The organism is Streptomyces sp. NPDC028711 (assembly GCF_055565415.1).
The window spans coordinates 187,321-211,290 of sequence record NZ_JBVHUJ010000012.1 but is presented as its reverse complement, the minus strand read 5'-3'; the positions used below and the strand labels follow the sequence as shown (position 1 = coordinate 211,290).

Genomic DNA, 23,970 nt, shown 5'->3' with positions numbered 1-23,970 from the left:
TTGCGGGGCGGTTCCCCGGTTCGGGTCAGGCCCGGGTGCCCTGGTCGCTCACGAGCGTGCCGATCTTCTCACCCTTCACCGCGCGAGCGATATTGCCCTCGGTGAGCAGTTCGAAGACGAGGATCGGGAGGTTGTTGTCCCGGCACAGGGTGATGGCGGTGGCGTCGGCGACCTTGAGGTCGCGGGAGAGCACCTCGCCGTACTCGAGCGCGTCGAACTTGACCGCGTCGGGGTTGCTCTTGGGGTCGGAGTCGTAGACGCCGTCCACGCCGTTCTTGCCCATGAGCAGGGCCTCGGCGTCGATCTCCAGCGCACGCTGGGCCGCCGTGGTGTCGGTGGAGAAGTACGGCATGCCCATGCCCGCACCGAAGATGACCACACGGCCCTTCTCCAGGTGGCGCACGGCGCGCAGCGGGATGTACGGCTCGGCGACCTGGCCCATGGTGATGGCGGTCTGGACGCGCGAGTCGATGCCCTCCTTCTCCAGGAAGTCCTGGAGGGCGAGGCAGTTCATCACCGTTCCGAGCATGCCCATGTAGTCGGACCGGGCCCGGTCCATGCCGCGCTGCTGGAGCTCGGCGCCACGGAAGAAGTTACCGCCGCCGATCACCACCGCGATCTCCGCGCCGTCGCGGACGACCGCCGCGATCTCACGCGCGATGGCGTGCACGACGTTGGGGTCGACACCCAGGCCGGTACCGCCGGAGAAGGCCTCTCCGGACAGCTTCAGCATGTAGCGCCCGGCCGTCCTGCCGTTGTTGTCGTCGCCCTGTACGGCGCCCTGGTTCATGGAGATCTCCTCGTGCACATACGAAGGAGGCCATTGCCTTGGGTCCTCGCGGTTTCCCGTACGGCAATGGCCTCCTGTCAGATCTGCGGTCGTCCTGCGCGTGCGCGGACGACTGCCTCAGACCCTACCGGGGGGTCCGACGTCCGTCGCGTTCGCGACCGGACTCAGATGCCGACCTTGATGCGCGTGAAGCGCTTCAGGGTGACACCGGCCTCGTCCAGGATCTGCTGGACGGACTTCTTGTTGTCAAGGGCGTACGGCTGACCGAGCAGCGTCGCGTCCTTGAAGAAGCCGTTCACGCGACCCTCGACGATCTTCGGGAGCGCGGCCTCGGGCTTGCCCTCGGCGCGGGTGGTCTCCTCGGCGACGCGACGCTCGGTCTCGACGACCTCGGCCGGAACGTCCTCACGGGTGAGGTACTTCGGCGCGAAGGCGGCGATGTGCTGGGCGACACCCTTGGCGACGGCGGCGTCGGCCTTGTCGAACTCGACGAGGACACCGATCTGCGGCGGGAGGTCCGGCATCGTGCGGTGCATGTACGCGTAGACGAAGCCGTCGGCGTACTGCGCGAAGCGGTCCAGGACGATCTTCTCGCCGAGGTTGGCGTTGGCCTCGTCGACGAACGCCTGCACGGTCTTGCCGGCCTCGATCTCGGAGGCGAGCAGCGCGTCCAGGTCGGCCGGGGAGGTGGCGGCGACGTGGGCGGCGAGCTTGTCGGCGACGGCCTGGAACTTGTCACCCTTGGCGACGAAGTCCGTCTCGCACTTCAGCTCGACGAGGACACCGGAGGTGTTGTCGTCGGCGATGAGGGAGACCACGGCGCCGTTCTCGGCGGAGCGGCCCTCACGCTTGGCGACACCCTTCTGGCCCTTGATGCGCAGCGCCTCGACGGCCTTGTCGACGTTGCCGTCGGCCTCGTCCAGGGCCTTCTTGCAGTCCATCATGCCGGCGCCGGTGAGCTCGCGGAGCTTCTTGACGTCAGCGGCGGTGTAGTTCGCCATGAGTCTGTTTCTCTCTCGAAGTCTGAAAGATCGGGCGGGTCCACGGGTGGACGGCGGGGGCTTTGTGGGCCCCCGCCGTCGTCACCCGAAGGTCCTGAAGGGTCAGGCCTGCTCGGCGTCCGCGGCCGGAGCCTCGGTGGCCTCGGCAGCGGCCTCGGCCGGAGCCTCGACGGTCTCGGCGGCAGCCTCGGCCGGGGCGGCCTCGGCGGCGGGGGCCTCGACGGTCTCGTCGGCCTTCTTCTCACCCTCGAGCAGGTCGCGCTCCCACTCGGCGAGGGGCTCGCCGGCGGCCTTCTCGCCCGGCTTCGAGTCGCCGGTCGCGGCGCCGGAGCGGGCGATGAGGCCCTCGGCGACGGCGTCGGCGATCACGCGGGTGAGCAGGGTGACGGAGCGGATCGCGTCGTCGTTGCCCGGGATCTTGTAGTCGACCTCGTCGGGGTCGCAGTTGGTGTCGAGGATCGCGACGACCGGGATCTTCAGCTTGCGAGCCTCGCCGACGGCGATGTGCTCCTTCTTGGTGTCCACGATCCAGACGGCGCTGGGAACCTTGGACATCTCGCGGATACCACCGAGGGTCTTCTCCAGCTTGGCCTTCTCGCGGGAGAGGACCAGGAGCTCCTTCTTGGTGAGGCCGGAGGCGGCCACATCCTCGAAGTCGATCTGCTCGAGCTCCTTGAGGCGCTGCAGACGCTTGTAGACGGTGGAGAAGTTGGTGAGCATGCCACCGAGCCAACGCTGGTTGACGTACGGCATGCCGACGCGCGTCGCCTGCTCGGCGATGGCCTCCTGGGCCTGCTTCTTCGTACCGACGAACATGATGGAGCCGCCGTGCGCGACGGTCTCCTTGACGAACTCGTAGGCGCGGTCGATGTACGACAGCGACTGGAGCAGGTCGATGATGTAGATGCCGTTGCGCTCCGTGAAGATGAAGCGCTTCATCTTCGGGTTCCAACGACGGGTCTGGTGACCGAAGTGGACGCCGCTCTCCAGCAGCTCCCGCATCGTGACGACGGCCATGGCCGTATCTCCTTGGGTTTCTCGGTTATGTCCTGACGCCCCGACGCGCCGTGCCACGAGGGACCGAAAAGGCGCTGCCATCGACCGGTGAGGGCCGGGTGGCGGGGCGTGCGAAGTCGACCCGGTGACCCGGGTCGCCATAGGAAGTGTACGGGACCCCGGGAGCGCCGGGTGACGGCCCTGTCCACAAGCTGCGAGCAGTCCACAGATCCGGTCCGCGACCGGTCCGGAGCGGTCACCGCGGGGAGCCTTTCCCCATGCGTCTCACGGCACTGATCCTCACCCTCGGGCTGCTGTGGCCCGTGGGTCCACCGCCTCCCGTGGTCGTCCGCGGCTGGCAGCCCCCGGCCGGGCCGTACGCCGCCGGGCACCGCGGCGTCGATCTGGCCGCGCCGCCGGACACCCCGGTCCTGGCCCCGGCCGCGGGGACGGTCACCTTCGCGGGCCCGGTCGGCGGCCGCGGAGTCGTCACCCTCACCCTCCCGGGTATGGGCACTCCCCCGCTCCGGACGACCTTCTCCCCGGTGACTCCGCTGGTGGCGACGGGCACGCCGGTCCGTGCGGGCACCCCGATCGCCCGGGTGGCCGCCGGCACCCACTGCCCGGAGACCTGCCTCCACTGGGGGCTGCTCCGCGGCGACACCTATCTGAACCCGCTGATCCTGACCCGCGGAGCCCCCTCACGTCTGCTGCCGCCAGGCGAATGAGGGGCTGCCGAGGGGCGTCAGGCCGTGGTGCCGTTGACGCCGTGGAGGGCCATCGTGACGGCCGCCTCGGCGATCTCCGCGGGGTCCTCGGCGGCGCCGAGCTCGATGCGGCGGACGGCGGCGTCGACGACGCCCTGGAGGAGCATGGCGCCCAGCCGGGGCTGGGCCTGGCCGAGATCGGCGAGCGCTTCGACGATCATGGCGACGAGACCGCCGTGGGCCGCGCGGATCTTCTCGCGGGCGCCGTCGTCGAGCTCGCTCGCCGAGATGGCGACGACCGCGCGGTGGCGCCGGTCCCCGACCAGCTCCAGCTGCTTGCGGACGTACGCCTCGACCTTGCCCTGCGGGGTCTCGGCACCGTCCATGGCGACCTCGACCTCGGCGGCCCAGACGGGGAAGTCGACGGCGCACAGTTCCTCGACGACGGCCGCGCGCGATCGGAAGTACTCGTACACGGAGGAACGGGCGAGGCCCGTGCGCTCGGCGAGTGCGGGGAAGGTCAGCGCCTCCGTCCCGCCCTCCGACAGCAGGGAACGCGCGGCGTCCAGGAGGGCGCCGCGCTGCATCGTCCGGTGCTCGGCCACGGAGGCCGCTCGAATCCTGGGCACGGCTCCACTGTACGACCGGCTCGCGCCGTGTCAGCGTCCGACGTCGGCCAGCTTGGCGCGGAGCTGGAGGACGGACTTGGTGTGGATCTGGCTGACGCGGCTCTCGGTGACGCCAAGGACGTTGCCGATCTCGGCGAGCGTGAGGCCCTCGTAGTAGTAGAGCGTGACGACGGTCTTCTCCCGCTCGGGGAGCGTGTTGATGGCGCGGGCGAGGAGCCGGCGCAGCTCGCGGTCCTCGGCGACCTCGACGGGGTTGTCGGCGGCGGTGTCCTCGAGGGTGTCCATCAGGGAGAGCCGGTCGCCGCCCTCGCCGCCGACGTGCAGCAGCTCCTCCAGGGCGACCACGTTCGCCAGGGACAACTGGCTGAAAACCGCGTGCAGTTCCTCCAGGGTGACGTCCATCTCCGCGGCCACCTCGCTCTCGGAGGGCGTGCGCCGGAGCTGGGCCTCGAGGGTCGCGTAGGCGCGTTCGACGTTGCGCGCCTTCTGGCGGACGGAGCGGGGGATCCAGTCGAGGGCGCGGAGCTCGTCGATCATGGCGCCGCGGATGCGGGTGATGGCGTACGTCTCGAACTTGATGGCCCGCTCGACGTCGAACTTCTCGATGGCGTCGATGAGACCGAAGACGCCGGAGGAGACGAAGTCGGCCTGTTCCACATTGGACGGCAGCCCGACGCTGACGCGTCCGGCGACGTATTTGACGAGCGGCGAGTAGTGCAGGATCAGCTGCTCCCGCAGCCGCTCGTCGCCCGTGTCCTTGTACGACCGCCAGAGTTCGTCGAGGGAGGTCGGTGCGGGTGGTCGCACGGCGCCCCGGGCTGCTGGGGGCACCGCAGCGCGGTCAGACCCGGAGGTGTGCTGGGGCATGCGTTGCCTTGAGCCGTTCTGCTGTCGGGTGTGTCGGTGGGAGTGTCCTGGACGGAATTCTGGTGAGCGTAGCGTGAGTGCGCGGTCGCGGTGCGCGAACATCGGCGGATGGCGCCGCTCCGGGTGGACGCCGTCGGCCACATCTTCGAACCCGGGCCGTGGCGCGCGTCGGCCCCTCGGGCGCGGCCGAGAGAACTCGGTTGTTCATCGTCATCACCCTTTCACCCGAATGCTCCAGGTCAAGTACCGCCTCGCCGCGCGTTCGACGCCGAGGTGGCCGTCCTCGTCAACTGCCAGCCGGAGCCGTGCCGTTCGACGAAGCCGAGCGAGTGGAGTTCGTACAGCTTGGCGAGGGTGTCGTCCGGGGTGGTGCCGGCGCGACGGGCGATGACGGTCGTGGGGGTCGGGTCACCGGCGGGGACCGCTTCCAGGACCTGGGCCGTCGCCGGGGCGAGGAGATCGCGGGGAAGGACGGGGCCCCGGCGCGCCGGGGCGAGCTCACCCATGTCACCGACGAGTTCGATGATCTCGTCGGCGTCGGTGACGAGGGTGGCGTCGCCGCGCAGGAGTTCATGGACGCCCGCGGAGAGTGCGCTGGTGACGGGTCCGGGGACGCCCATGGTGTGGCGGCCGAGCCTCGCGGCTGCGCGGGCGGTGACGAGGGAGCCGCTGCGGTGCTGGGCCTCGATGACGACGGTTCCCCGGGTGAGGGCGGCGATGACACGGTTGCGCAGGATGAAGCGGCTGGGTGTGGGATGACTGTCGGGTGGCAACTCCCCCACGACGAGCCCCTGTTCCGCGATGCGCCGGATGAGCTGGTCATGGCCTCGGGGGTACGGGGTGTCGACCCCGCAGGCGAGGACGGCGACGGTGGCTCCGGCTGCCGCGAGCGCGCCGCGGTGAGCGGCGCCGTCGATGCCGTAGGCGGCTCCGGAGACGACGACCCAGCCCCGGCGGGCCAGGCCGGTGGCGAGGTCGGCCGCGGTGTGGGCGCCGTACGGGGTGCAGGCGCGGGCGCCGACGAGGGCGACGGAGCGGAGGGCCCAGGTGCGCAGGTCGGCCGGGCCTCTGACCCAGAGGCCGAGGGGGCGGGCGTCTTCGAGGTCGTCGAGTTGACGGGGCCATTCGGTGTCGCCGGGGATGAGGAACCGGCCGCCGAGGTCGTGGATGGCGGCGAGGTCGCGGTCGGGGTCCGCCGCGGTGGCGCGCCGCCGCCACGAGGCGACGCGCTTCTGCCCCGTACCGGGAAAGGGGCCACCCCCGCCGGAACCACCGGAGTCGGCGGCGTCGAAGGCGTCCGGGGCCTCCGTGGGGTGGAGCAGTCGGTCGAGGAAGCCGGTGGCTCCGTAGCGGTGGAGCCAGCGGCCCGCGTGTTCGTCACCGGGTTCGACGGCCCGGCTGAGGGTGGCGCGGGCCCGTCGTTCGGCGAGACGGGTGGGGGCGGTCATGCGCGCTCCCCCGCTCCGACGGGTACGCCGCGGGTGATGCCGGTGCGCAGTTCGAGGGCGAGGGCGATGTCCTGGTTGTCGGGACGGTCGTGTCCTGCGAGGTCGGCGACGGTCCAGGCGACCCTGAGCACGCGGTCGAGGCCGCGGGCGGTGAGCAGGCCGCGTTCGATGTCGCGTTCGGCGGTCGCGAGGGCTCCGGGTGCGGCGAGGTAGCGCGTACGGAGTTCATGACCGGGGATCTCGCTGTTGACGTTCCAGGGGGTGCCGTCGAGGCGGGCGGCGGCGCGGGCCCGTGCCTCGCGGACGCGGGCGGCGACGGTGGCGCTGGTCTCGCCCCGGCCGCCCTGGCCGAGGAGGTCGGCGCGGGTGACGGGCTCGACCTCCACCCGCAGGTCGACGCGGTCGAGGAGGGGACCGGAGAGGCGCGCCTGGTAGCGGCGGACGAGCGCGGCCGGGCATTCGCAGCCCGCGCCCTGCTGGGTGTGCCGGCCGCAGGGGCAGGGGTTGGCGGCGAGGGCGAGGAGGAAGCGGGCGGGGAGCCGTACGACTCCGGCGGCCCGGGCGATGACGACGTGTCCGGATTCGAGGGGCTGGCGGAGGGCGTCGAGGACCTTTCCCGAGAACTCGGGGGCCTCGTCGAGGAAGAGGATCCCGCGGTGGGCCAGGGAGACGGCGCCGGGCCTGGGGAGGCCGTTCCCGCCGCCGACGAGGGACTGCATGGTGGCGGAGTGGTGGGGCGCGCAGTAGGGGGCGCGGCGGACGAGGGGTTCGCCGGGCGGGAGGATGCCGGCGACCGAGTGGACGGCGGTGACTTCGAGGGATTCCTGTCGGGTGAGGGGCGGGAGGATGCCGGGGAGGCGCTCGGCCAGCATCGTCTTTCCGGCGCCGGGTGGGCCGGAGAGCAGCAGGTGGTGGCTGCCGGCGGCGGCCACTTCCAGGGCGCGGCGGGCGCGGTGCTGGCCGGCGACGTCGGCCAGGTCGGGGCCTCCGGACGGGTCGGCGGGGTCGGGCGCGAGTCCGGTGCCGATGCCGGCTCCGGGGACGAGGAGTCCCGCGAGCATGGCGTCGGGTCGGCCCGCCTCCGTCGGTTCCTCTTCGGGGACGGGTTCGTCGGTGAGGACGGCGATGAGCTGTCGGAGGCTGCGGACGCCGAGGACGGAGACCCCGGGGACGAGCGCGGCTTCGCCGGCGGTCTGTTCGGGGACGACGACCTGGTGGTATCCGGCGTCGGCGGCGGCGAGGACGGCGGGCAGGATGCCGCGGACGGGCCGCACCCGTCCGTCGAGGCCGAGTTCGCCGATGAGGACGAGGTCGGCGATGGCGCGCGGGTCGATCCGCTCGGCGGCTCCGAGCACCGCCGCGGCGACAGCGAGGTCGAATCCGGAGCCTCCCTTGGGCACGGACGCCGGGCTGAGCCCGACGGTGAGCTTCTTCTGGGGCCATTCGGCGCCGGAGTTGACGACGGCGGCGCGGACCCGGTCGCGGCTCTCGGTGAGGCTCTTGTCGGGGAGGCCGACGAGGGTGAAGGCGGCGACGCCGGGTTCGAGGTCGGCCTGGACCTCGACGACGACGCCTTCGACGCCGACGAGGGCGACGGAGCAGGTGCGGGCGAATCCCATCTCAGGCCACCCCCTGGGCGTGGGTGAGGACGGGGGCGCCGCGGCGGGGCAGGACGATGCCGACGAGGTCGATGCGGACGCCGCCGAGCGGCGCCGGGTTGCCGTTGCGGTCGAGCCAGCAGGCCGCGAGGCGGCGGAGCCGGTCGGCCTTGCCGGGGGTGACGGCGGCCATGGGGTGCTCGTAGGAGCCGAGCCGTCGGGTCTTGACCTCGCAGACGACGAGGGTGTCGCCGTCGCGGGCGACGATGTCGATCTCGCCGGTGCGGCCGCAGCGCCAGTTGCGGGCGAGGATCTGCATGCCGGTCGCGGTGAGCCGGCGGGCGGCGAGCTCTTCGCCGTACCGTCCGAGTGCTTGGGTCTTGTTCATGCGGTACCACCTCCGTCACCGACTGTGACGGAGCGGGGTGGATCGCGTGCGGCCCTGTGGACGGCGGGGGCTCCTGTGGAGAACGGCCTCACCCCTGAGGGTGAGGCCGTTCTCCACAGAGTTCTCCCGGTGTCAGCTTCCGGGAAGTTCGAGGTCGCTCTTGTTGAGCTCCTCGATGTTCACGTCCTTGAAGGTGAGGACCCGCACCTGCTTGACGAACCTGGCCGGCCTGTACATGTCCCAGACCCAGGCGTCAGCCATGCTGACCTCGAAGAAGACCTCACCCTGCACCGAGTGCACCTGCATCTCGTAGTCATTGGTGAGGTAGAAGCGTCGCTCGGTCTCGATCACGTATTTGAACAGCCCGACGACATCGCGGTACTCCCGGTAGAGCTTCAGCTCCATCTCGGTCTCGTACTTCTCGAGGTCCTCGGCGCTCATGGCATGTTCCCCTTCAGCCGTGCGTCCCCCTATTGTGCGCCAGTCGAACGCGCCCCTAAACGATTTCCGGGGCGAGAACCAACGGTGCACTCGGAGGTCCCTCGTCGAGCAGCGTGCGGAGCAGCTCGGCGAGTCTGGTCGGGTACACCGTCTCACGCGCCGCCGACAGTTCCGCGGAGGTCCACCATCTCAGGCCGCCGAGGCTGCGGTTCTCAAGGTCGGTGAGGGCCCGCGGGCGGGGCTCCGCCTCGGTTCCGCGGGTGCGGGCGAGGTAGTACCACTCGTCCTGGTCCCAGCGGCGCCCGTCGAAGGGGAAGGAGCAGTACCGCTTCCAGAGCACCGGTCCGAGGTCGACCTCGGTGATGCCGGTCTCCTCGGCCAGCTCGCGCAGCGCCGCCTCCTCGCGGGTCTCGCCGCCTTCGAGGCCGCCGCCGGGGGTGAACCACCAGGAGTCGGCCGGGTCGTCCGGCTCGTATCCGTGGAGGAGCAGGACGCGGTCGTCGGGGTCGAGGAGCACGACCCGTGCGACCCGTCGCCGGATGTGCGCCGGGTCCGGGTCCGCCGTCGGCCGCGCGGAGGAATCCGTCATGTACCCACCTTCTCCCGCTCGCCGGTCCGGGGTCCCGCCGGGCGGCGCTTCGCGAAGAAGCGTGCCACCGGGCCGTACGCGGCTCCGGCGAACACCAGGAAGGCTCCGGCGACGACTGCGGTGAGGAGGGGGCGTACGGGCCCGGGTTCGGAGATGCCGCCGGGGAGTCCCGCGAAGCCGGTGGGGCGGTCCAGGAGGCCCTTGGCGGGCCAGACGACCGCGTCGACCCTGGCGACGACGGTGGCGCGGGGCACGGAGCCCTGGCCGGCCTCCTCGATGTGCGTACGGGAGTCGAGCGAGGTGTGCCGCTCGTCGCCGAGGAGGAAGAGGTTGCCCTCCGGGACGGTGACGGAGAACTCCTGACCGGAGGCGACGGTCCGGCCGCCGGGTCCCGGCCGGAGGTAGGGCTCGTGGACGGGCGTGCCGTCGACGGTGAGGCGGCCGTCCCGGTCGCAGCAGGCGACGGTGTCGCCGCCGACGGCGGCGACCCGCTTGACCATGGGCGCGTTTCCCCAGAGCGGGTCGGTGAAGACGACGACGTCACCGCGCCGGACCTCGTCGCCGTCGACGCGCTGAGCGAGGATCTTGGACCCGACGTCGAGGGTGGGGGTCATGGAGTCGGTGGGGACGGAGTACGGCTGGTAGAGCAGGGCTCCCCAGACGAAGCCGCCGAGGAAGAGCACACAGCCGACGGCCACGGCCAGCCCCGACAGCGTGCTGCCGAGGCGGCCGTGGCCGCTCTGGGTCCGTATGTTTCCGCTCATGTGCGCACCCCGTAGGTCTGTCGGCGGACCGTGGGTCTTTCGACGGTCCGGGACGGCACCCTACCCGCGGGTCACTATGCGGCGGTATGCCGCGCGGCGAGCTTCTTCCGGCGCCACAGCACCAGCGGGAGCGCTCCGGCGAGACCGGCCGCGCCGACCGGGGCGGCGGTCACGGCCTGGCTCAGGCCGGGCTGGTCGAAGACGTCGGGGACGGGGAGGGTCGCCCAGCGGGTGACGGGCCAGGCGATCACGACGGCGCGGCCGACGACCTCGTCGTTGGAGACCGTTCCGCCGCCCGGGAGCTGCTGGTGGAAGCGGGAGTCCAGGGAGTTCTGGCGGTTGTCGCCCATGACCCAGATCCGGTTCTCGGGGACCTTGACCGGTCCGAACGAGTCCTGGCAGGGCAGGGAGCCGGGGTAGAGGTAGGCCGTCTCGTCCAGCGTCTTGCCGTTGAGGACGACCTTGCCGCCCTCCTTGCAGGACACGGTGTCCCCGCCGACGGCGATGACGCGCTTGATGAGGTCCTTCTCCTCGGCGGACGGCATGAGGCCGATGAAGCTGAGGAACTTCTGCACGACGTTGGGCGTGGGCGTCTTCTGGCCCTCGAGCCAGCCGCCCGGGTCGTGGAAGACGACGACCTCGCCGCGCTCGGGCTCGGAGCCGAACCAGGGGGTCAGCTTGTCGACGAGGACGCGGTCGCCCTTCTGGAGGGTGTTCATCATCGATTCCGAGGGGATCGAGAACGCCTGCACCAGGAAGGTCTTGATCAGCAGGGCGAGCACCAGGGCGATTCCGACGAGGAGAGGCAGTTCCTTCCAGAAGGAACGCTGCTTCTTGGGGCCCCTGCCGGAGCCGCCCGCCGTGTCGTCGTCGCCACCGCCCGGCGCACCGCCACCCGGCGGCTGCGCCTGCTCGTCACCCGTCACGTCGTCACCCACGCTGTCATCGCCGAAGGCCCCGCCGGCCCTTTTGTCGGGCTCATCGTGTCCGGATCGTGCGCCGACGGCCAAATCCCCCACATCCACTCCTCAGTCCGTGCGAACGCCTGCCCCGGGTCAGGGACAGGCCCACCACTCCCATAACGAGCAGAAGTTCCGCAGGGGTCGGGAGCCCGGTGAATCCGTTGAGATTCCGCTGGGACACACTATGCGACAGACCGAGCGCGGACTCGGATCCCGTACGGGCGTCCGGTACGGCGGCGAAGGTGTCCCGCTCCTCGAGGCCGCGCCAGTGCCCGATGGGCCAGGCGATCACCACGGCACGTCCCACGACCTGCTCCTCCGCGACGGTGCCGTGGTCCTTCTCGTCGAGGTGGAAGCGGGAGTCGGCCGAGTCCGAGCGGTGGTCGCCGAGGACGAAGATCCGGCCCTGCGGGACCTTCACCTCGAAGGGGATGGTGGACGGCTCGTTCCCCGGGTGCAGGTACGGCTCGTCGAGCGGTACGCCGTTGACGGTGATCCGCCCGTCCTCGCCGCAGCAGCGGACGGTGTCCCCGCCGACGGCGACGACCCGCTTGATGAGGTCCCGGTCGTCGGCGGAGGGCAGCAGTCCGATGAAGGTCAGGGCCTGCTTGGCCTGCTTGATGCCGACCGGGTCGTCGGCGGGCGGCGTGGCCTCCTGCTGGAGCCAGTTGCCGGGGTCCTTGAAGACGACGACGTCGCCGCGGTGCGGGCGGGAGCCGAACCAGGGGGTGAGCTTGTCGACGAGGACCCGGTCGGAGATCCGGATCGTCTGTTCCATGGAACCGGACGGGATGACGAACGCCTGGACCAGGAAGGTCTTGAGGACGAGCGCGATGAGGACGGCCACCGTGACGAGGACCGGGATCTCACGGATCGCGGACCGCTGTCGGCGGCGCTTGACCTTGCGGGCGAGCCTGCGGCGCTCCGCCCGTCCCGGCAGGGCGGCGCCCTGGCCGGTTCCCTGCTCGGCGCGGTGACCCGATTCGCGTCGCGGCGGCCGGCCTCGGCTACCCATGGCCCCCCGTCCCGTGTCCGCCGGCCGGCGCGGCCGGTACGGCGTCGAAGGCGTCCGTGGCGGGAACGCCGGACCAGCGCCCGAAGGGCCAGGCGATCCAGTCGGCGCGTCCGACGACCTTGTCGACGGGGACCATTCCACCGCCGGGGCTGCCCAGGTGGTCCCGGGAGTCGCTGGACTGGCTGCGGTGGTCGCCCATGACCCAGAGCCTGTCCTGGGGGACGACGATGTCGAAGGGCACGCTGGAGGGCTGGTCCCCGGGCATCAGGTACCGCTCTTCGACGGTGACGCCGTTGACGGTGAGCCGGCCGTCCTTGTCGCAGCAGACCACCCGGTCGCCGCCGACGCCGGCGACCCGCTTCACGAAGTCGGTCTCGTCGGGTTCCGCGAGCCCGAGGGCGGCCGCGTCGCCGTCGTGGAGCACTCCGGTCACCGGATTGCCCCGCGGCTGCTCGCGTACGAAGGATCCCGTGCCGTCGAAGACGACGACGTCACCCCGGCCCGGCTCACTGCCGAAACGGTACGCCAGCTTGTTCACGAGGATCCGGTCGCCGACCTGGAGCGTCGGCTCCATCGAGCCGCTCGGGATCAGGAAGGGCTGCAGCACGAAATGGCTCAGGAGCAGTACGAAGGCCACGCAGACCCCGCCCACGAAGGCCGTCCGCCGCCAGGAGGGCGCGGTCCCGACGTGCGCGCTCGGGTCCGGCTCGCTCGGGTCCGGCTCGCTCGGGTCCGGCGCCGTCGCGTCAGGGGCGCTCGCGTCCGGCGCGGTCCCGCCGACCTCGGAAACGCGCGCGGAGCGCGACCCGTCCTCCGTGTCGGAAGAGGGGTCGCGCTCCGTGTGCTGTGCTTCGTCGTCCATCGGGGGCAGAGCCTATCCGGCCTGCCTGTGCGAGGGCTCGGAAGCGTCGAGCGTGCCGGGAGCCGAAGCTCAGCGGTCGCGCTTCTCCTTGATCTTGGCAGCCTTGCCGCGCAGCTCACGCAGGTAGTAGAGCTTGGCGCGACGGACGTCACCGCGGGTCACGAGCTCGATCTTCTCGAAGATCGGGCTGTTCACCGGGAAGGTGCGCTCGACGCCGACGGAGAACGAGACCTTGCGGACCGTGAAGGTCTCGCTGACGCCCGAGCCCTGGCGGCGGATGACGACACCCTTGAACTGCTGGATACGCGAGCGGTTGCCTTCGATGACGCGCACGTGGACGTTCACGGTGTCGCCGGGGCGGAAGGCGGGGAGGTCGGAGCGGAGCGAACCCGCGTTGACCTGGTCGAGCAGGGAGGCCATGGAGGTCTCTTTCCTCGCTGATGCCACAGGTCATCAGCGGTACGTTCGAAGATGATTCGGAGCGTCGTCCGCTCCTGGCGACGTCGTTCCCCCTGTGGCAGGGGCGCGCGCCGGACGGACGACAGCGGCCTATTCTTCCACGTCTTCGCGCTTGCGCCAAAACCGGCCGCCGGGCTCCGGTGCCCACCCCATCATCGAGAGGATCTCGCGGTCCTTCTTGTCGAAGGCCGCGGGGTCGCAGCGCTCGATGAGGTCGGGCCGGTGGGCGGCGGTGCGCCGGAAGGCCTCGTCGCGCCGCCAACGGGCGATCTTGCCGTGGTGCCCGCTGAGCAGGACGTCGGGGATGCCCCGGCCGCGCCACTCGGGGGGCTTGGTGTAGACGGGGCCCTCCAGGAGGTTGGCCATGGCCCCGGGGGCGAAGGAGTCGTCCCGGTGGGACTCGGCGTTGCCGAGGACACCGGGCAGGAGCCGGGCGACGGCCTCGGTGACGACGAGGACGGCGGCCTCTCCGCCGGCCAGGACGTAGTCGCCGATGGAGACCTCGTAGACCGGCATCCGGGTCGCGTACTCGTCCATCACCCGGCGGTCGATGCCCTCGTAACGGGCGGGCGTGAAGATCAGCCAGGGGCGCTCGGAGAGCTCGACGGCCAGCTCCTGGGTGAAGGGGCGGCCGCTGGGGGTGGGGACGACGAGGACCGGGCCGTGGGCGCCGCCCTCGTAGCCGTCGGCGAGCGTCTCGTCGAGCGCCTCGCCCCAGGGGTCGGTCTTCATGACCATGCCGGGGCCGCCGCCGTACGGGGTGTCGTCGACGGTGTTGTGCCGGTCGTGGGTCCAGTCGCGCAGGTCGTGGACGTGGACGTCCAGCTGCCCGCGCGCGCGTGCCTTGCCGACCAGCGAGACGTTCAGCGGTTCGAGGTACTCGGGGAAGATCGTGACGACGTCGAGCCTCATGCGTCGTCACCCGGTTCGTCGTCCCGGGAGGAGACGATCTCGGCGCGGTCGTCGATCAGGCCGGGCGGCGGGTCGATGACGGCCCGCTGCTCCTCCAGGTCGATCTCGGTGACGATCTCCCCGACGAACGGGATCATCAGCTCGGTGCCGTCGGGTCGCTCGACGATGAAGAGGTCCTGGGACGGCAGGTGGGAGATCTCGGTGATCCGGCCGATCTCGGTGCCGTCGGCGAGGACCACGTCGAGGTCCATCAGCTGATGGTCGTAGTACTCGTCCTCCTCCTCGGGCATCTCCGTGGGGTCGACCTCGGCGATGAGGAGGGTGTTGCGCAGGGCCTCGGCGGCGTTGCGGTCGTTGACGCCCACGAAGCGCAGCAACAGCTTGCCGCTGTGCACCTTGCCGGTCTCGATGGTCAGCGGCCCGGCGGAGGCCGGGTCGGTGAGCAGTACGGCACCGGGGCCGAGCCGCAGCTCGGGCTCGTCCGTGCGCACCTCGACGGTGACCTCGCCCTTGATGCCGTGGGCGCGGCCGATCCGCGCGACTACCAACTGCACTGCTCCACACTCTCCTGTCACACAGCTCGTACGACGAAAACGACAACGGGCCGGGGTGGGCTCGTAAGCCCTCCCCGGCCCGTGCCGGCACATCATTCAACCGATGTGGCCGACTTCTTCAGCGGACCTGGTCCACGTCGACGAGGTCGACACGGATCCCACGGCCGCCGATGGCGCCCACGACGGTACGCAGCGCACGCGCGGTGCGGCCGTTGCGGCCGATCACCTTGCCGAGGTCTTCGGGGTGGACCCGGACCTCCAGCACGCGGCCACGGCGCAGGTTGCGCGAGGCGACCTGCACATCGTCGGGGTTGTCGACGATGCCCTTCACGAGGTGCTCGAGAGCCTCCTCGAGCATGCTCAGGCCTCGGTCGACTCGGTCGACGCGGCCTCGGCCTCGTCAGCCTTCTTGTCGGCCTTCTTGGCCTTCGGGGTGATGGCCTCACCCTTGTCGTCGCCGGACTCGAGGGTCTTCGCGAACTCGTCGAACGAGGCGCGCTTCGCCTCCTTCGTCGCGGGGACGAGCAGGGCCTTCTCGGGGGCCGGGAGGCCCTTGGCCTTCTGCCAGTCGCCCGTGAGCTTCAGGATGGCGAGAACCGGCTCGGTCGGCTGGGCGCCGACGGACAGCCAGTACTGCGCACGCTCGGAGTCGACCTCGATACGCGACGGGTTGTACGTCGGGTGGTAGAGGCCGATCTCCTCGATCGCGCGACCGTCCCGACGGGTGCGGGAGTCGGCGACGACGATGCGGTAGTGGGGCTGGCGGATCTTACCGAGGCGCTTGAGCTTGATCTTGACTGCCACTGGAGTGGTGTCTCCTGGTCTTGACGTGGTTGGGCACTTTGAGATGCCACGTGGGGTTGCGGTACTCGGATGCCCGATGGACGCGTCAGCCGGAGGAGAGAGGGGTCCTGTGCGACTGTCGAGTACAGCTAGCCATTGTGCCACACGCCGCGGCCTCAGCCTGCGGCGCCCACCGTCTCCGGGATGCGGAACGGCTTGCCGCAGCCGCCGCAGACGATCGGGGCCTGGGCGAGCACCGAGGGCACCACGCGCACGTTCCGCCCGCAGTCGCAGACGGCCTTGACGCGCACGCCGCCGCCCGAGGAGCCGTGCCGGGCGGCCGGTCCGCGGAAGGAGCGCTTGGTGTCGGCCGCCGTGGCGACCGTGTGGGCCTTCAGGGCACGCTGGAGCCGCTCGATGGTGGGCCGGTAGCGCCGCCTCGCCTCGGGGTTGAGCGTGACCAGGGAGAAGCCGCTGCTCGCGTGTGGCTCCTCGGGGTGGTCGAGGCCCATCTCCTCGGCGATCGCGAGGAATCTGCGGTTGTGATAGCGGCCGGCGCGGGAGGTGTCGCGGACACCTCGGGCGGCGGCGATGCCGTGGACTGCCTCATGGAGCAGCCGTTCGAAGGAGAGTTCGGCCCCGCAGGCGGACGAGGACTCTCCGATCAGGGACTCGGGCGCGGCAAGATCGGGCAGCTCGGGGTGGTGCCGCTGAATGTCGGCCCACGCCTGTGCCAGCTCTGCGGCGAGAACAGGTGGTGTCGTGCTCACGTCGGGTACAACGAGCCGGATCGCCTCCGGGTTCCATTCCGGGGCATCCCAAATATTTTGCACGTACCCGTCAGTTGCCGTTGATGCGTCCTGACGAGGGCCAGTGCGCCGATCTGCGGAGAAGCCGCGCAGCGGGCGTCAAGCTGGTGCGTAGTGGCGCATACGCCCCGGCGCGTAGCGAGGGCTCGCGCGCCCCGGGAGAACGTTCCCTCAGCGAACCGGGAAGCGTTGCACGGACATTACCGGGTCCACGCGCGCGGTCGCGCCGCACCCCTGCCCCGGTTCCCGTCCCTCACGCTTCCGGACGAATCGGTGCGGCGCGAGCACTGGACGCGGCCCGGGATGCGCAGTTCCCTGACTACGGGGGCTTACGTCCGAGCACGGATCGGAGCACTTTTCCATGACACCTACGCTCGTCCCGCACCACCCCGCGCGCGACTGGGCCGAGATCCAGGAACGCATGCTCGTTCCGCTCTACGAGGCGGTGTACGACCGCCTCGACGTGGGCGCCGGCTCACGGGTCCTCGGCCTGGGCTGCGGCTCCGGCCTCGCCCTGCTCATGGCGGCCGCGCGGGGCGCACGGGTGGCCGGCGCGGACCACGACCACGCGCGCGTGGAGCTGGCCAGGGAGCGTCTTCCGGAGGACGTCCCGGTCACCGAGGAGCCGCCGGAGGCCGGTCCGTACGACGTGATCACGGCCTTCCACGCCACCGACGGGCTCCTCCCCCAGCTGGTGGCACTCACCCGTACGGCGCAACGCGGCGCCACGGTCGTGCTCGCGGGGTGGGGGCCGCCGGAGCGGTGCGCCACGGAACCGGTGCTGCGGGTCGCGGCCCGGCTCGCCGACCGCCGGCCCCGGATCCGCGTGGATCTGGACGGGCTCGTGACGGCGGCGGGCCTGCGCCCGGACGGCTCGGGGCGGGTGGCCTGCCCCTTCGGGTACGCGAACGAGGGCAGCGCGGTGCGCGGTCTGCTGTCGACGGGAGCGTTCGACCAGGCGGTCCGGGCGTCGGATCCCTCGCAGGTGGCGAAGGAGATCGAGGAGGCGCTCGCCCCGTACGTGCGCGCGGACGGGACGGTGTGGATGCCGAACGTCTTCCGGTACGTGCTCGCCCGGGTGCCGTAGAGCCCGGACGCCGGCTCGCCCGGGCGCCGGCTCGGCCGGGCGCCGGCTCGGCCGGGTGCCGGCTCGCCCGGTGCCGCAGCCGGCCTCCGGGGCCTCAGTCCTTCCGGACCGCGCGCGGGATGCCCGCCGCCCGGTACGCCTCGGCCTCCTCCAGGGTCTCGTTCTCCAGGAGCGCCGTGGCCAGGGCGTCCAGCCGGTCGCGGTGCTCGCGGAGCTGGCGTACCGCGCTCTCGTAGCACTCCTCGACGATGCGGCGCATCTCCGCGTCGACGGTGTCGAGGGTCGCGGGGGCCGCCGCGAGGCCGTACGCCTGCTGGGCGTCGCCGGGGATCGCCGTGAGGCGGCCCACGCGCTCGCTCATGCCCCAGCGTCCCGCCATCCCCCGGGCGATCTTGGTGACCTGTTCCAGGTCGCTCTCGGCGCCGGTGGTGACGACGCCGAACACGACCTCCTCGGCGGCCATGCCGCCGAGGGCTCCGATGATCCGTCCCCGGAGGTAGTCCTCGGTGAAGGCGTACTTGTCGGAGTCGGGGGTGGAGAGCGTGACGCCGAGGGCCCGGCCACGGGGGACGATGGTGATCTTGCGGACCGGGTCGGCGCCGGGCTGCAGCATGCCGAGGAGGGCGTGTCCGCTCTCGTGGTACGCGGTCCTGCGCCGCTCGTCGGCGGGCATCACGAGCGGCCGTTCCGCGCCGAGCTGGACCTTCTCCAGGGCGTCGGACAGGTCCGACCGCGTGACGGCCCTCTGGTCGCGCTTGACCGCGAGGAGGGCGGCCTCGTTGGCGAGGTTGGCGAGTTCGGCACCGGTCATCCCGGGGGTCGTCCGGGCCACGTGCTCCAGGTCGACGTCCTTGGCGAGCGGGATCTCCCGGGTGTGGATCCTCAGGATGGCCTCGCGGCCGCCCCGGTCCGGCGGGTTGACGTGCACGATCCGGTCGAAGCGGCCGGGCCGGGTGAGGGCGGGGTCGAGGACGTCGGCGCGGTTGGTGGCGGCGAGGACGATGACCCCCTCGGAGCCGGTGAAGCCGTCCATCTCGGTGAGGATCTGGTTGAGGGTCTGCTCGCGCTCGTCGTGCCCGCCCATGCCGGAGCCGCCGCCCCTGGCGCGGCCGATGGTGTCGATCTCGTCGATGAAGATGATCGCCGGGGCGACCTTGCGGGCCTCGGCGAACAGCTCCCGGACCCGGGAGGCGCCGACGCCCACGATCATCTCGATGAACTCGGACGCGGAGGCGGAGAAGAACGGCACCCCGGCCTCGCCCGCGACGGCGCGGGCGAGCAGGGTCTTTCCGGTGCCGGGCGGACCGGCGAGGAGCACACCGCGGGGCATCTTGGCGCCCATCGCGCGGTAGGCCCCCGGGTTCTTGAGGAAGTCGACGACGTCGTTGAGCTCGCCCTCGACCTCGTCGATGCCGGCGACGTCGGCGAAGGTGGTGCGCTGTTCGCCCTCCAGCTCCACGGGTTTGGGCGGGGTCTTGCGGCCGAGCATGCCGCCGGCACCGCCCATGCCCGCGCTCATGCGGCGGGCGATGAACACCCACAGGAGGACGAGCAGCAGCATCGGCGCGAGCGAGATGAGGAGGTTGGCGAGGAAGCTGCGTTCCCGCACGACCGGCTCGGCCGTGACGGTGACGTTCTGCTGGGTCAGCTGCGCCCACAGGTCGTCGTCGGCGAAGGCGGGGCGCTGGGTCTGGAACGTGCTGTAGTCGCCCTTGCCGTCGGGGACGGGCCGCTTCTCCTTCAGCTGTCCCTGGATCGCGTCACCCTTGGAGTAGATCTTGGTGACGTTCCCGGCGGCGACCTGCTTGCTGAACTCGGTGTACGAGACGGTCGGCCCGTCGCCCTCGTTGAAGAACGACAGGACGATGTTGGTGATCAGGTACACGGCGAGCGCGGCGAGGACGAGGCTGCCCCAGCCGCCCGGCATCCTCCGCTTCGGCGCCGGGGGCGGCGGAGCCCCTTCCGAGCGCCAGGGCTGGTCGGTCCGGTCGCGCGGGGGTACGGGGTTGGCCACGTGGCTCTCCTCGGGGCGGCAGTGGCCCCAGTATCGAAGAGCGGGAGGAACCCGGCATCGCGGGCGGCCCGGAGGGGTGAGAAGGGGCCCGGGGCGGTTTCGTACCGCTCCGGGCCCGTTCTCACGAGGTGACCGAGGTCAGCTCATGAACTTCTTGAACTCGTCCGGCAGCTCGAAGTCCTTGGGGGTCTGGCCGGCCGCCGGGAGGCCGAAGGCGCCGCCCGCCTGCGCCTGCTCGCGGCGCTCGGCCGCGGCCTGCTCCTCGGCCTTCCGCTTCATCGGGTTGCCGCTCTTGCGCTTGCCCTTGGCCTGCTTGATCTGCTTCTTCTGCCGACCGGGGCCGCCGCCCATGCCGGGCATGCCCGGCATGCCGGGGAGGCCGCCGCCCTGGGCCATGCGGGACATCATCTTGCGGGCCTCGAAGAACCGCTCGACCAGGCCCTTGACCGCGCTGACCTCGACGCCGGAGCCCTTGGCGATACGGGCGCGGCGCGAGCCGTTGATGATGGTCGGGTCGTGGCGCTCGCCCGGGGTCATCGACTTGATGATGGCGGCCGTACGGTCGACGTCCCGCTCGTCGATGTTGGCGATCTGCTCCTTCATCTGGCCCATGCCGGGAAGCATCCCGAGCAGCTTCGAGATGGAGCCCATCTTGCGGACCTGCTCCATCTGCGCCAGGAAGTCGTCGAGCGTGAACTCCTGGCCCTTCTTCGACGCGAGCTTGGAGGCCATCTTGGCGGCCTCTTCCTCGTCGAAGGTCTGCTGGGCCTTCTCGATGAGGGAGAGCATGTCGCCCATGCCGAGGATGCGGGACGCCATGCGGTCCGGGTGGAACGCGTCGAACTCGTCCAGCTTCTCGCCGTTGGAGGCGAACATGATCTGCTTGCCGGTGACGTGCGCGATGGAGAGCGCGGCGCCACCGCGGGCGTCGCCGTCGAGCTTGGAGAGCACGACGCCGTCGAAGCCGACGCCGTCGCGGAAGGCCTCGGCGGTGTTGACCGCGTCCTGACCGATCATGGCGTCGACGACGAAGAGGACCTCGTCGGGGCTGACCGCGTCGCGGATGTCCGCGGCCTGCTGCATCAGCTCCTGGTCGATGCCGAGGCGGCCGGCGGTGTCGACGATGACGACGTCGAACATCTTGGTCCGCGCGTACTCGATCGAGTCCTTCGCGACCTGGACCGGGTCACCGACGCCGTTGCCCGGCTGGGGGCCGTAGAAGGCCACACCGGCGCGGTCGGCGACGACACCGAGCTGCGTGACGGCGTTGGGGCGCTGGAGGTCGCAGGCGACGAGCAGCGGGGAGTGGCCCTGGCCCTTGAGCCAGAGACCGAGCTTTCCGGCGAGGGTGGTCTTACCTGCACCCTGGAGACCGGCCAGCATGATCACGGTGGGCGCGGTCTTGGCGAACCGCAGGCGCCGGGTCTCGCCACCGAGGATGGAGACGAGCTCCTCGTTGACGATCTTGATGACCTGCTGGGCGGGGTTGAGGGCCTGGGAGACCTCGACGCCGGTGGCGCGCTCCTTGACCTGCTTGATGAAGGACCGGACGACCGGCAGGGCGACATCCGCTTCGAGCAGGGCGATACGGATCTCGCGCGCGGTGGCGTCGATGTCCGCCTCGGACAGACGGCCCTTGCCGCGGAGGTTCTTGAAGGTCGCTGCAAGGCGGTCGGAGAGGGTATCGAACACGGCGGTCGCGGATCCTCAGGTGTCGGGGGCGGTCGGACTGCCCTCCAGGGTATCGGGCCGCTCGAAGTGTGTGCCCCCGCCCGCCGGATCCGGTGGGCGGGGACGGGTCGGTACGGGGGTCAGCGGAGCGCCGACTCCAGGGTCCGGGCCAGGTCGATCGCCTCCTCGTCCGGAAGGAGGGCGCCGTCCGGGCGGGTCACGTACAGGGTGTCGACCGCGTTGGCGCCGAGTGTGGAGACATGGGCGCTGCGGACGCGGACCTCGGCGCCCTCAAGGGCGCGACCGATGCGGTGGAGGAGGCCGGGGGCGTCCTGGGCGCGGACCTCGATGACGGTGGCGAGGCGGGAGTCGGCGGCGGCGACGGTGACGCGGGGCGGCGGGGCGGTGAGGCCGCGGCGGCGCGGGTAGGCGGCCTCGCGTTCGGCGAGGCGGGCGGGGATGTCGAGGGAGCCGTCGAGGGCGCGGACGAGGTCGGCGCGGAGCCGGGCGGCCTCGGGGAGGGAGCCGTACTCGGCGGCGACCCGCCAGTCGAGGACGAGGACGGGTCCCGTTCCGGTGCCGAGTCCGGTGGGGAGGTCGACGGCGCGGAGGTCGGCGGCGCGGACGGTGAGCCGGTGGAGGGCGAGGACTCCGGCGACGGCGGGGAGGACGCCGGGCTGGTCGGGCAGGGCGATGAGGAGTTCGACGCCGACGGGTTCGGGTTCCTCGGGTTCCGCCGCGACCGGTTCGGTGTGGAGGGCGAGGACGGGTTCGCCGGTGCGCAGGGCCTCGATGGCGAGGCGTTCCTGTTCGGCGCTGGGTGCGGCGGCCTCGGGGTCGGGCGGGGTCTCGCCCGCGAGGACGCCCGCGACCCGTTTGACCAGGTCGGCGACGAGGGAGGCGCGCCAGGAGGACCAGGCGGCGGGCCCGGTGGCGAGGGCGTCGGCCTCGGTGAGGGCGTGCAGGAGTTCGAGGGTGCCGACGGTGCCGACGGCGGTGGCGACGGAGCGGACGGTGGCGGGGTCGTCGAGGTCGCGCCGGGTGGCGGTCTCGACGAGGAGCAGATGGTGGCGGACGGCGGTGGCGACGGTGGCGACGTCGGCGCGGTCGAAGCCGATGCGGGTGGCGAGGTCGCGGGCGATGGTCTCGCCGGCGACGGAGTGGTCGCCGGGCCAGCCCTTGCCGATGTCGTGGAGGAGGGCGGCGACGAGGAGGAGGTCGGGGCGGCCGACGCGGCGGGTGAGGGAGGAGGCCCGTACGGCGGTCTCGACGAGGTGGCGGTCGACGGTCCAGGTGTGGACGGGGTTGCGCTGGGGCCGGCAGCGGACGCGTTCCCAGTCGGGGAGCAGCTGGGTGATCAGCCCTTCGGCCTCCAGGGCCTCCCAGACGGGGATGGTGGCCTCTCCCGCGCCGAGCAGGGTGACGAGCTCCTCGCGGGCCTCGGCGGGCCACGGCACGGGCAGCGGCTTCGTGGTGGCGGCGAGGCGGCGTACGGCGTGCAGGGAGATCGGCAGGGCGGACTGGGCGGCCGCCGCGGCGGCCCGCAGGGGCAGGACGGGGTCGCGTTCGGGGCGCGCGGTGCGGGCGAGGACGACCTCGCCGTCCATCTCGACGACGCCTTCGGCGAGCGGAGTGCGTTCGACGGGTGGCTTCCCGGCGCCCGCGCGGCCGCTTCCGGCGCGGCCGGTGAGGAGGGCCCGCAGTCGGGGCCGGGCGGAGCGGGCCTTGAGGACGCGGTTGACCTCGCGCCAGGTGACGTCGGTGGCGTACGAGATGGTCCGGGCGGCCTCGTACACCTCGCGGAGCAGGGTGTCGGCGTCGAGGAGGCCGAGTTCGGCGGCGACGGCGTCCTGTTCCTGGAGGGCGAGCCGGTCGGTGGCGCGGCCGGTGGTGAGGTGGAGGGCGTCGCGGGCGTCGAGGAGGCGTCGGCGGGCGTCGGCGAGGCCTTCGCGGGGGGCGTCGGCGAGCCAGGAGGCGGCGACGGCGCGGAGGACCTGGGCGTCGCGGAGTCCGCCTCTGGCCTCCTTGAGGTCGGGTTCGAGGAGGTACTGCAGTTCGCCCATGCGTTCGGCGCGTTCCCTGCAGAGTTCGTCGAGTTCGGGGAGGCGCTGGGGGGCCTGGTTGCGCCAGTCGGCGAGGACGGTGGTGCGCAGGGCGGCGACGAGTCCGTGGTCCCCGGCGAGGGGGCGGGCGTCGAGGAGGCCGAGGTGGACCTTGAGGTCCTCGCGGGCGGTGGCGCGGGCTTCGGCGGGGGTGCGGACGGAGTGGTCGAGGGCGAGCCCGAGGTCCCAGACGGGGTACCAGATCCGGTCGGCGAGGGCGGCGACGGCGGCCTTGTCGGCGCTGCCGTCGTGGAGCAGGAGGAGGTCGAGGTCGCTGCGGGGGGAGAGTTCCGCGCGGCCGTAGCCGCCGACGGCGACGAGGGCGACGCCCCGGGGCGGTGCGGCGGCCGTGAAGAGTCCGGCCAGCCAGTCGTCGGTGAGCCGGGCGAGGGCGGTACGGCGCGGCGGCCCGGACCGCTCCTTCTCGTGGAGGAGGAGCAGCCGGGCCGCCGCGTAACCGCCGGGTCCCGAATCTTCGGTCTCTTCGCTGACTTCGAGGCTCGTCACCCGGCGGCTCCTTCG

25 protein-coding genes are annotated in these 23,970 nt (G+C 71.7%); 2 read left to right on the top strand and 23 right to left on the bottom strand.

The genetic code is table 11. From position 1 onward, the window contains the following. Positions 1-25: 25 nt before the first annotated feature. The 3 genes from pyrH to rpsB form a co-directional block, all read right to left on the bottom strand. The gene (gene pyrH, locus ACZ4VK_RS30960; protein ID WP_384109919.1) at positions 26-790 is read right to left on the bottom strand and encodes a UMP kinase; all 765 of its coding nucleotides are present in this window, start codon (positions 788-790) and stop codon (positions 26-28) included. Between the two features lie 164 nt (positions 791-954). Continuing rightward, positions 955-1,791 carry a translation elongation factor Ts gene (gene tsf / locus ACZ4VK_RS30955; protein WP_468359274.1) on the bottom strand — a complete coding sequence of 279 codons (837 nt, stop codon included), beginning with the start codon at positions 1,789-1,791 and terminating at the stop codon, positions 955-957. Between the two features lie 102 nt (positions 1,792-1,893). Next, a complete protein-coding gene (gene rpsB, locus ACZ4VK_RS30950; protein ID WP_468359271.1) occupies positions 1,894-2,808 on the bottom strand; it encodes a 30S ribosomal protein S2 in 915 nt (304 codons plus the stop codon). A 257-nt stretch (positions 2,809-3,065) separates the two neighbouring features. Here rpsB and ACZ4VK_RS30945 point away from each other — a divergent pair, with 257 nt between their 5' ends. Then, positions 3,066-3,515 (top strand): M23 family metallopeptidase, encoded by a 450-nt coding sequence (locus ACZ4VK_RS30945; protein WP_468359268.1) that lies wholly within the window; start codon positions 3,066-3,068, stop codon positions 3,513-3,515. Positions 3,516-3,532: 17 nt separating this feature from the next. Here ACZ4VK_RS30945 and ACZ4VK_RS30940 read toward each other — a convergent pair whose 3' ends face one another. From ACZ4VK_RS30940 to ACZ4VK_RS30860, 17 genes are all read right to left on the bottom strand, one after another. After that, the gene (locus tag ACZ4VK_RS30940) at positions 3,533-4,081 is read right to left on the bottom strand and encodes a TetR/AcrR family transcriptional regulator (RefSeq protein ID WP_468359527.1); all 549 of its coding nucleotides are present in this window, start codon (positions 4,079-4,081) and stop codon (positions 3,533-3,535) included. Positions 4,082-4,153: 72 nt separating this feature from the next. After that, the gene (gene whiG / locus ACZ4VK_RS30935) at positions 4,154-4,990 is read right to left on the bottom strand and encodes an RNA polymerase sigma factor WhiG (protein WP_125746154.1); all 837 of its coding nucleotides are present in this window, start codon (positions 4,988-4,990) and stop codon (positions 4,154-4,156) included. A gap of 239 nt (positions 4,991-5,229) precedes the next feature. Continuing rightward, positions 5,230-6,438 (bottom strand): DNA-processing protein DprA, encoded by a 1,209-nt coding sequence (gene dprA / locus ACZ4VK_RS30930; protein ID WP_468359264.1) that lies wholly within the window; start codon positions 6,436-6,438, stop codon positions 5,230-5,232. Then, positions 6,435-8,057, bottom strand: coding sequence for a YifB family Mg chelatase-like AAA ATPase (locus tag ACZ4VK_RS30925; RefSeq protein ID WP_468359261.1), 1,623 nt, complete (start codon positions 8,055-8,057; stop codon positions 6,435-6,437). Before ACZ4VK_RS30925 ends, dprA begins: the two co-directional genes overlap by 4 nt. A 1-nt stretch (position 8,058) precedes the next feature. Continuing rightward, positions 8,059-8,424 carry a YraN family protein gene (locus ACZ4VK_RS30920; protein WP_468359258.1) on the bottom strand — a complete coding sequence of 122 codons (366 nt, stop codon included), beginning with the start codon at positions 8,422-8,424 and terminating at the stop codon, positions 8,059-8,061. A gap of 132 nt (positions 8,425-8,556) precedes the next feature. Then, positions 8,557-8,865, bottom strand: a complete 309-nt coding sequence (locus ACZ4VK_RS30915; RefSeq protein ID WP_005311352.1) for a DUF2469 domain-containing protein — start codon at positions 8,863-8,865, stop codon at positions 8,557-8,559. A 55-nt stretch (positions 8,866-8,920) separates the two neighbouring features. Beyond that, complete coding sequence (locus ACZ4VK_RS30910; RefSeq protein WP_468359256.1) at positions 8,921-9,454, bottom strand: NUDIX hydrolase; 534 nt, start codon at positions 9,452-9,454, stop codon at positions 8,921-8,923. Further along, a complete protein-coding gene (lepB, locus tag ACZ4VK_RS30905; RefSeq protein ID WP_468359253.1) occupies positions 9,451-10,218 on the bottom strand; it encodes a signal peptidase I in 768 nt (255 codons plus the stop codon). The genes ACZ4VK_RS30910 and lepB (ACZ4VK_RS30905) overlap by 4 nt, the downstream gene beginning before the upstream one ends. Before the next feature lie 74 nt (positions 10,219-10,292). Beyond that, positions 10,293-11,228 (bottom strand): signal peptidase I, encoded by a 936-nt coding sequence (gene lepB, locus ACZ4VK_RS30900; protein ID WP_468359524.1) that lies wholly within the window; start codon positions 11,226-11,228, stop codon positions 10,293-10,295. Continuing rightward, positions 11,197-12,195 carry a signal peptidase I gene (gene lepB / locus ACZ4VK_RS30895; protein ID WP_468359250.1) on the bottom strand — a complete coding sequence of 333 codons (999 nt, stop codon included), beginning with the start codon at positions 12,193-12,195 and terminating at the stop codon, positions 11,197-11,199. Before lepB (ACZ4VK_RS30895) ends, lepB (ACZ4VK_RS30900) begins: the two co-directional genes overlap by 32 nt. Further along, positions 12,188-13,057 carry a signal peptidase I gene (gene lepB, locus ACZ4VK_RS30890; protein ID WP_468359247.1) on the bottom strand — a complete coding sequence of 290 codons (870 nt, stop codon included), beginning with the start codon at positions 13,055-13,057 and terminating at the stop codon, positions 12,188-12,190. Before lepB (ACZ4VK_RS30890) ends, lepB (ACZ4VK_RS30895) begins: the two co-directional genes overlap by 8 nt. Positions 13,058-13,126: 69 nt before the next feature. Beyond that, positions 13,127-13,477, bottom strand: coding sequence for a 50S ribosomal protein L19 (rplS, locus tag ACZ4VK_RS30885; protein ID WP_015036473.1), 351 nt, complete (start codon positions 13,475-13,477; stop codon positions 13,127-13,129). Between the two features lie 129 nt (positions 13,478-13,606). Continuing rightward, entirely contained in the window at positions 13,607-14,428 is an 822-nt protein-coding gene (trmD, locus tag ACZ4VK_RS30880; RefSeq protein WP_468359243.1) for a tRNA (guanosine(37)-N1)-methyltransferase TrmD, read from the bottom strand. After that, positions 14,425-14,982 (bottom strand): ribosome maturation factor RimM, encoded by a 558-nt coding sequence (gene rimM / locus ACZ4VK_RS30875; protein WP_468359240.1) that lies wholly within the window; start codon positions 14,980-14,982, stop codon positions 14,425-14,427. The genes trmD and rimM overlap by 4 nt, the downstream gene beginning before the upstream one ends. A 118-nt stretch (positions 14,983-15,100) precedes the next feature. After that, positions 15,101-15,340, bottom strand: a complete 240-nt coding sequence (locus ACZ4VK_RS30870; RefSeq protein WP_030206382.1) for an RNA-binding protein — start codon at positions 15,338-15,340, stop codon at positions 15,101-15,103. 2 nt (positions 15,341-15,342) lie between these two features. After that, the gene (gene rpsP / locus ACZ4VK_RS30865; protein ID WP_030206380.1) at positions 15,343-15,786 is read right to left on the bottom strand and encodes a 30S ribosomal protein S16; all 444 of its coding nucleotides are present in this window, start codon (positions 15,784-15,786) and stop codon (positions 15,343-15,345) included. 155 nt (positions 15,787-15,941) lie between these two features. Then, on the bottom strand, positions 15,942-16,535 hold the full coding sequence (locus tag ACZ4VK_RS30860) for a hypothetical protein (protein WP_030551033.1): 594 nt from the start codon (positions 16,533-16,535) through the stop codon (positions 15,942-15,944). Positions 16,536-16,935: 400 nt separating this feature from the next. On the opposite strand from ACZ4VK_RS30860, the gene ACZ4VK_RS30855 reads away from it, so the two are divergent. Next, complete coding sequence (locus ACZ4VK_RS30855; protein WP_468359235.1) at positions 16,936-17,661, top strand: class I SAM-dependent methyltransferase; 726 nt, start codon at positions 16,936-16,938, stop codon at positions 17,659-17,661. A 94-nt stretch (positions 17,662-17,755) separates the two neighbouring features. On the opposite strand, the gene ftsH is transcribed toward ACZ4VK_RS30855, so the two are convergent. From ftsH to ACZ4VK_RS30840, 3 genes are all read right to left on the bottom strand, one after another. Further along, positions 17,756-19,675: an ATP-dependent zinc metalloprotease FtsH gene (gene ftsH / locus ACZ4VK_RS30850; RefSeq protein ID WP_468359232.1), complete on the bottom strand. Its 1,920-nt coding sequence runs from the start codon at positions 19,673-19,675 to the stop codon at positions 17,756-17,758. Between the two features lie 138 nt (positions 19,676-19,813). Further along, positions 19,814-21,367 carry a signal recognition particle protein gene (gene ffh, locus ACZ4VK_RS30845; protein ID WP_468359229.1) on the bottom strand — a complete coding sequence of 518 codons (1,554 nt, stop codon included), beginning with the start codon at positions 21,365-21,367 and terminating at the stop codon, positions 19,814-19,816. A gap of 119 nt (positions 21,368-21,486) precedes the next feature. Further along, entirely contained in the window at positions 21,487-23,955 is a 2,469-nt protein-coding gene (locus ACZ4VK_RS30840) for a [protein-PII] uridylyltransferase (RefSeq protein ID WP_468359226.1), read from the bottom strand. Positions 23,956-23,970: the final 15 nt, after the last annotated feature.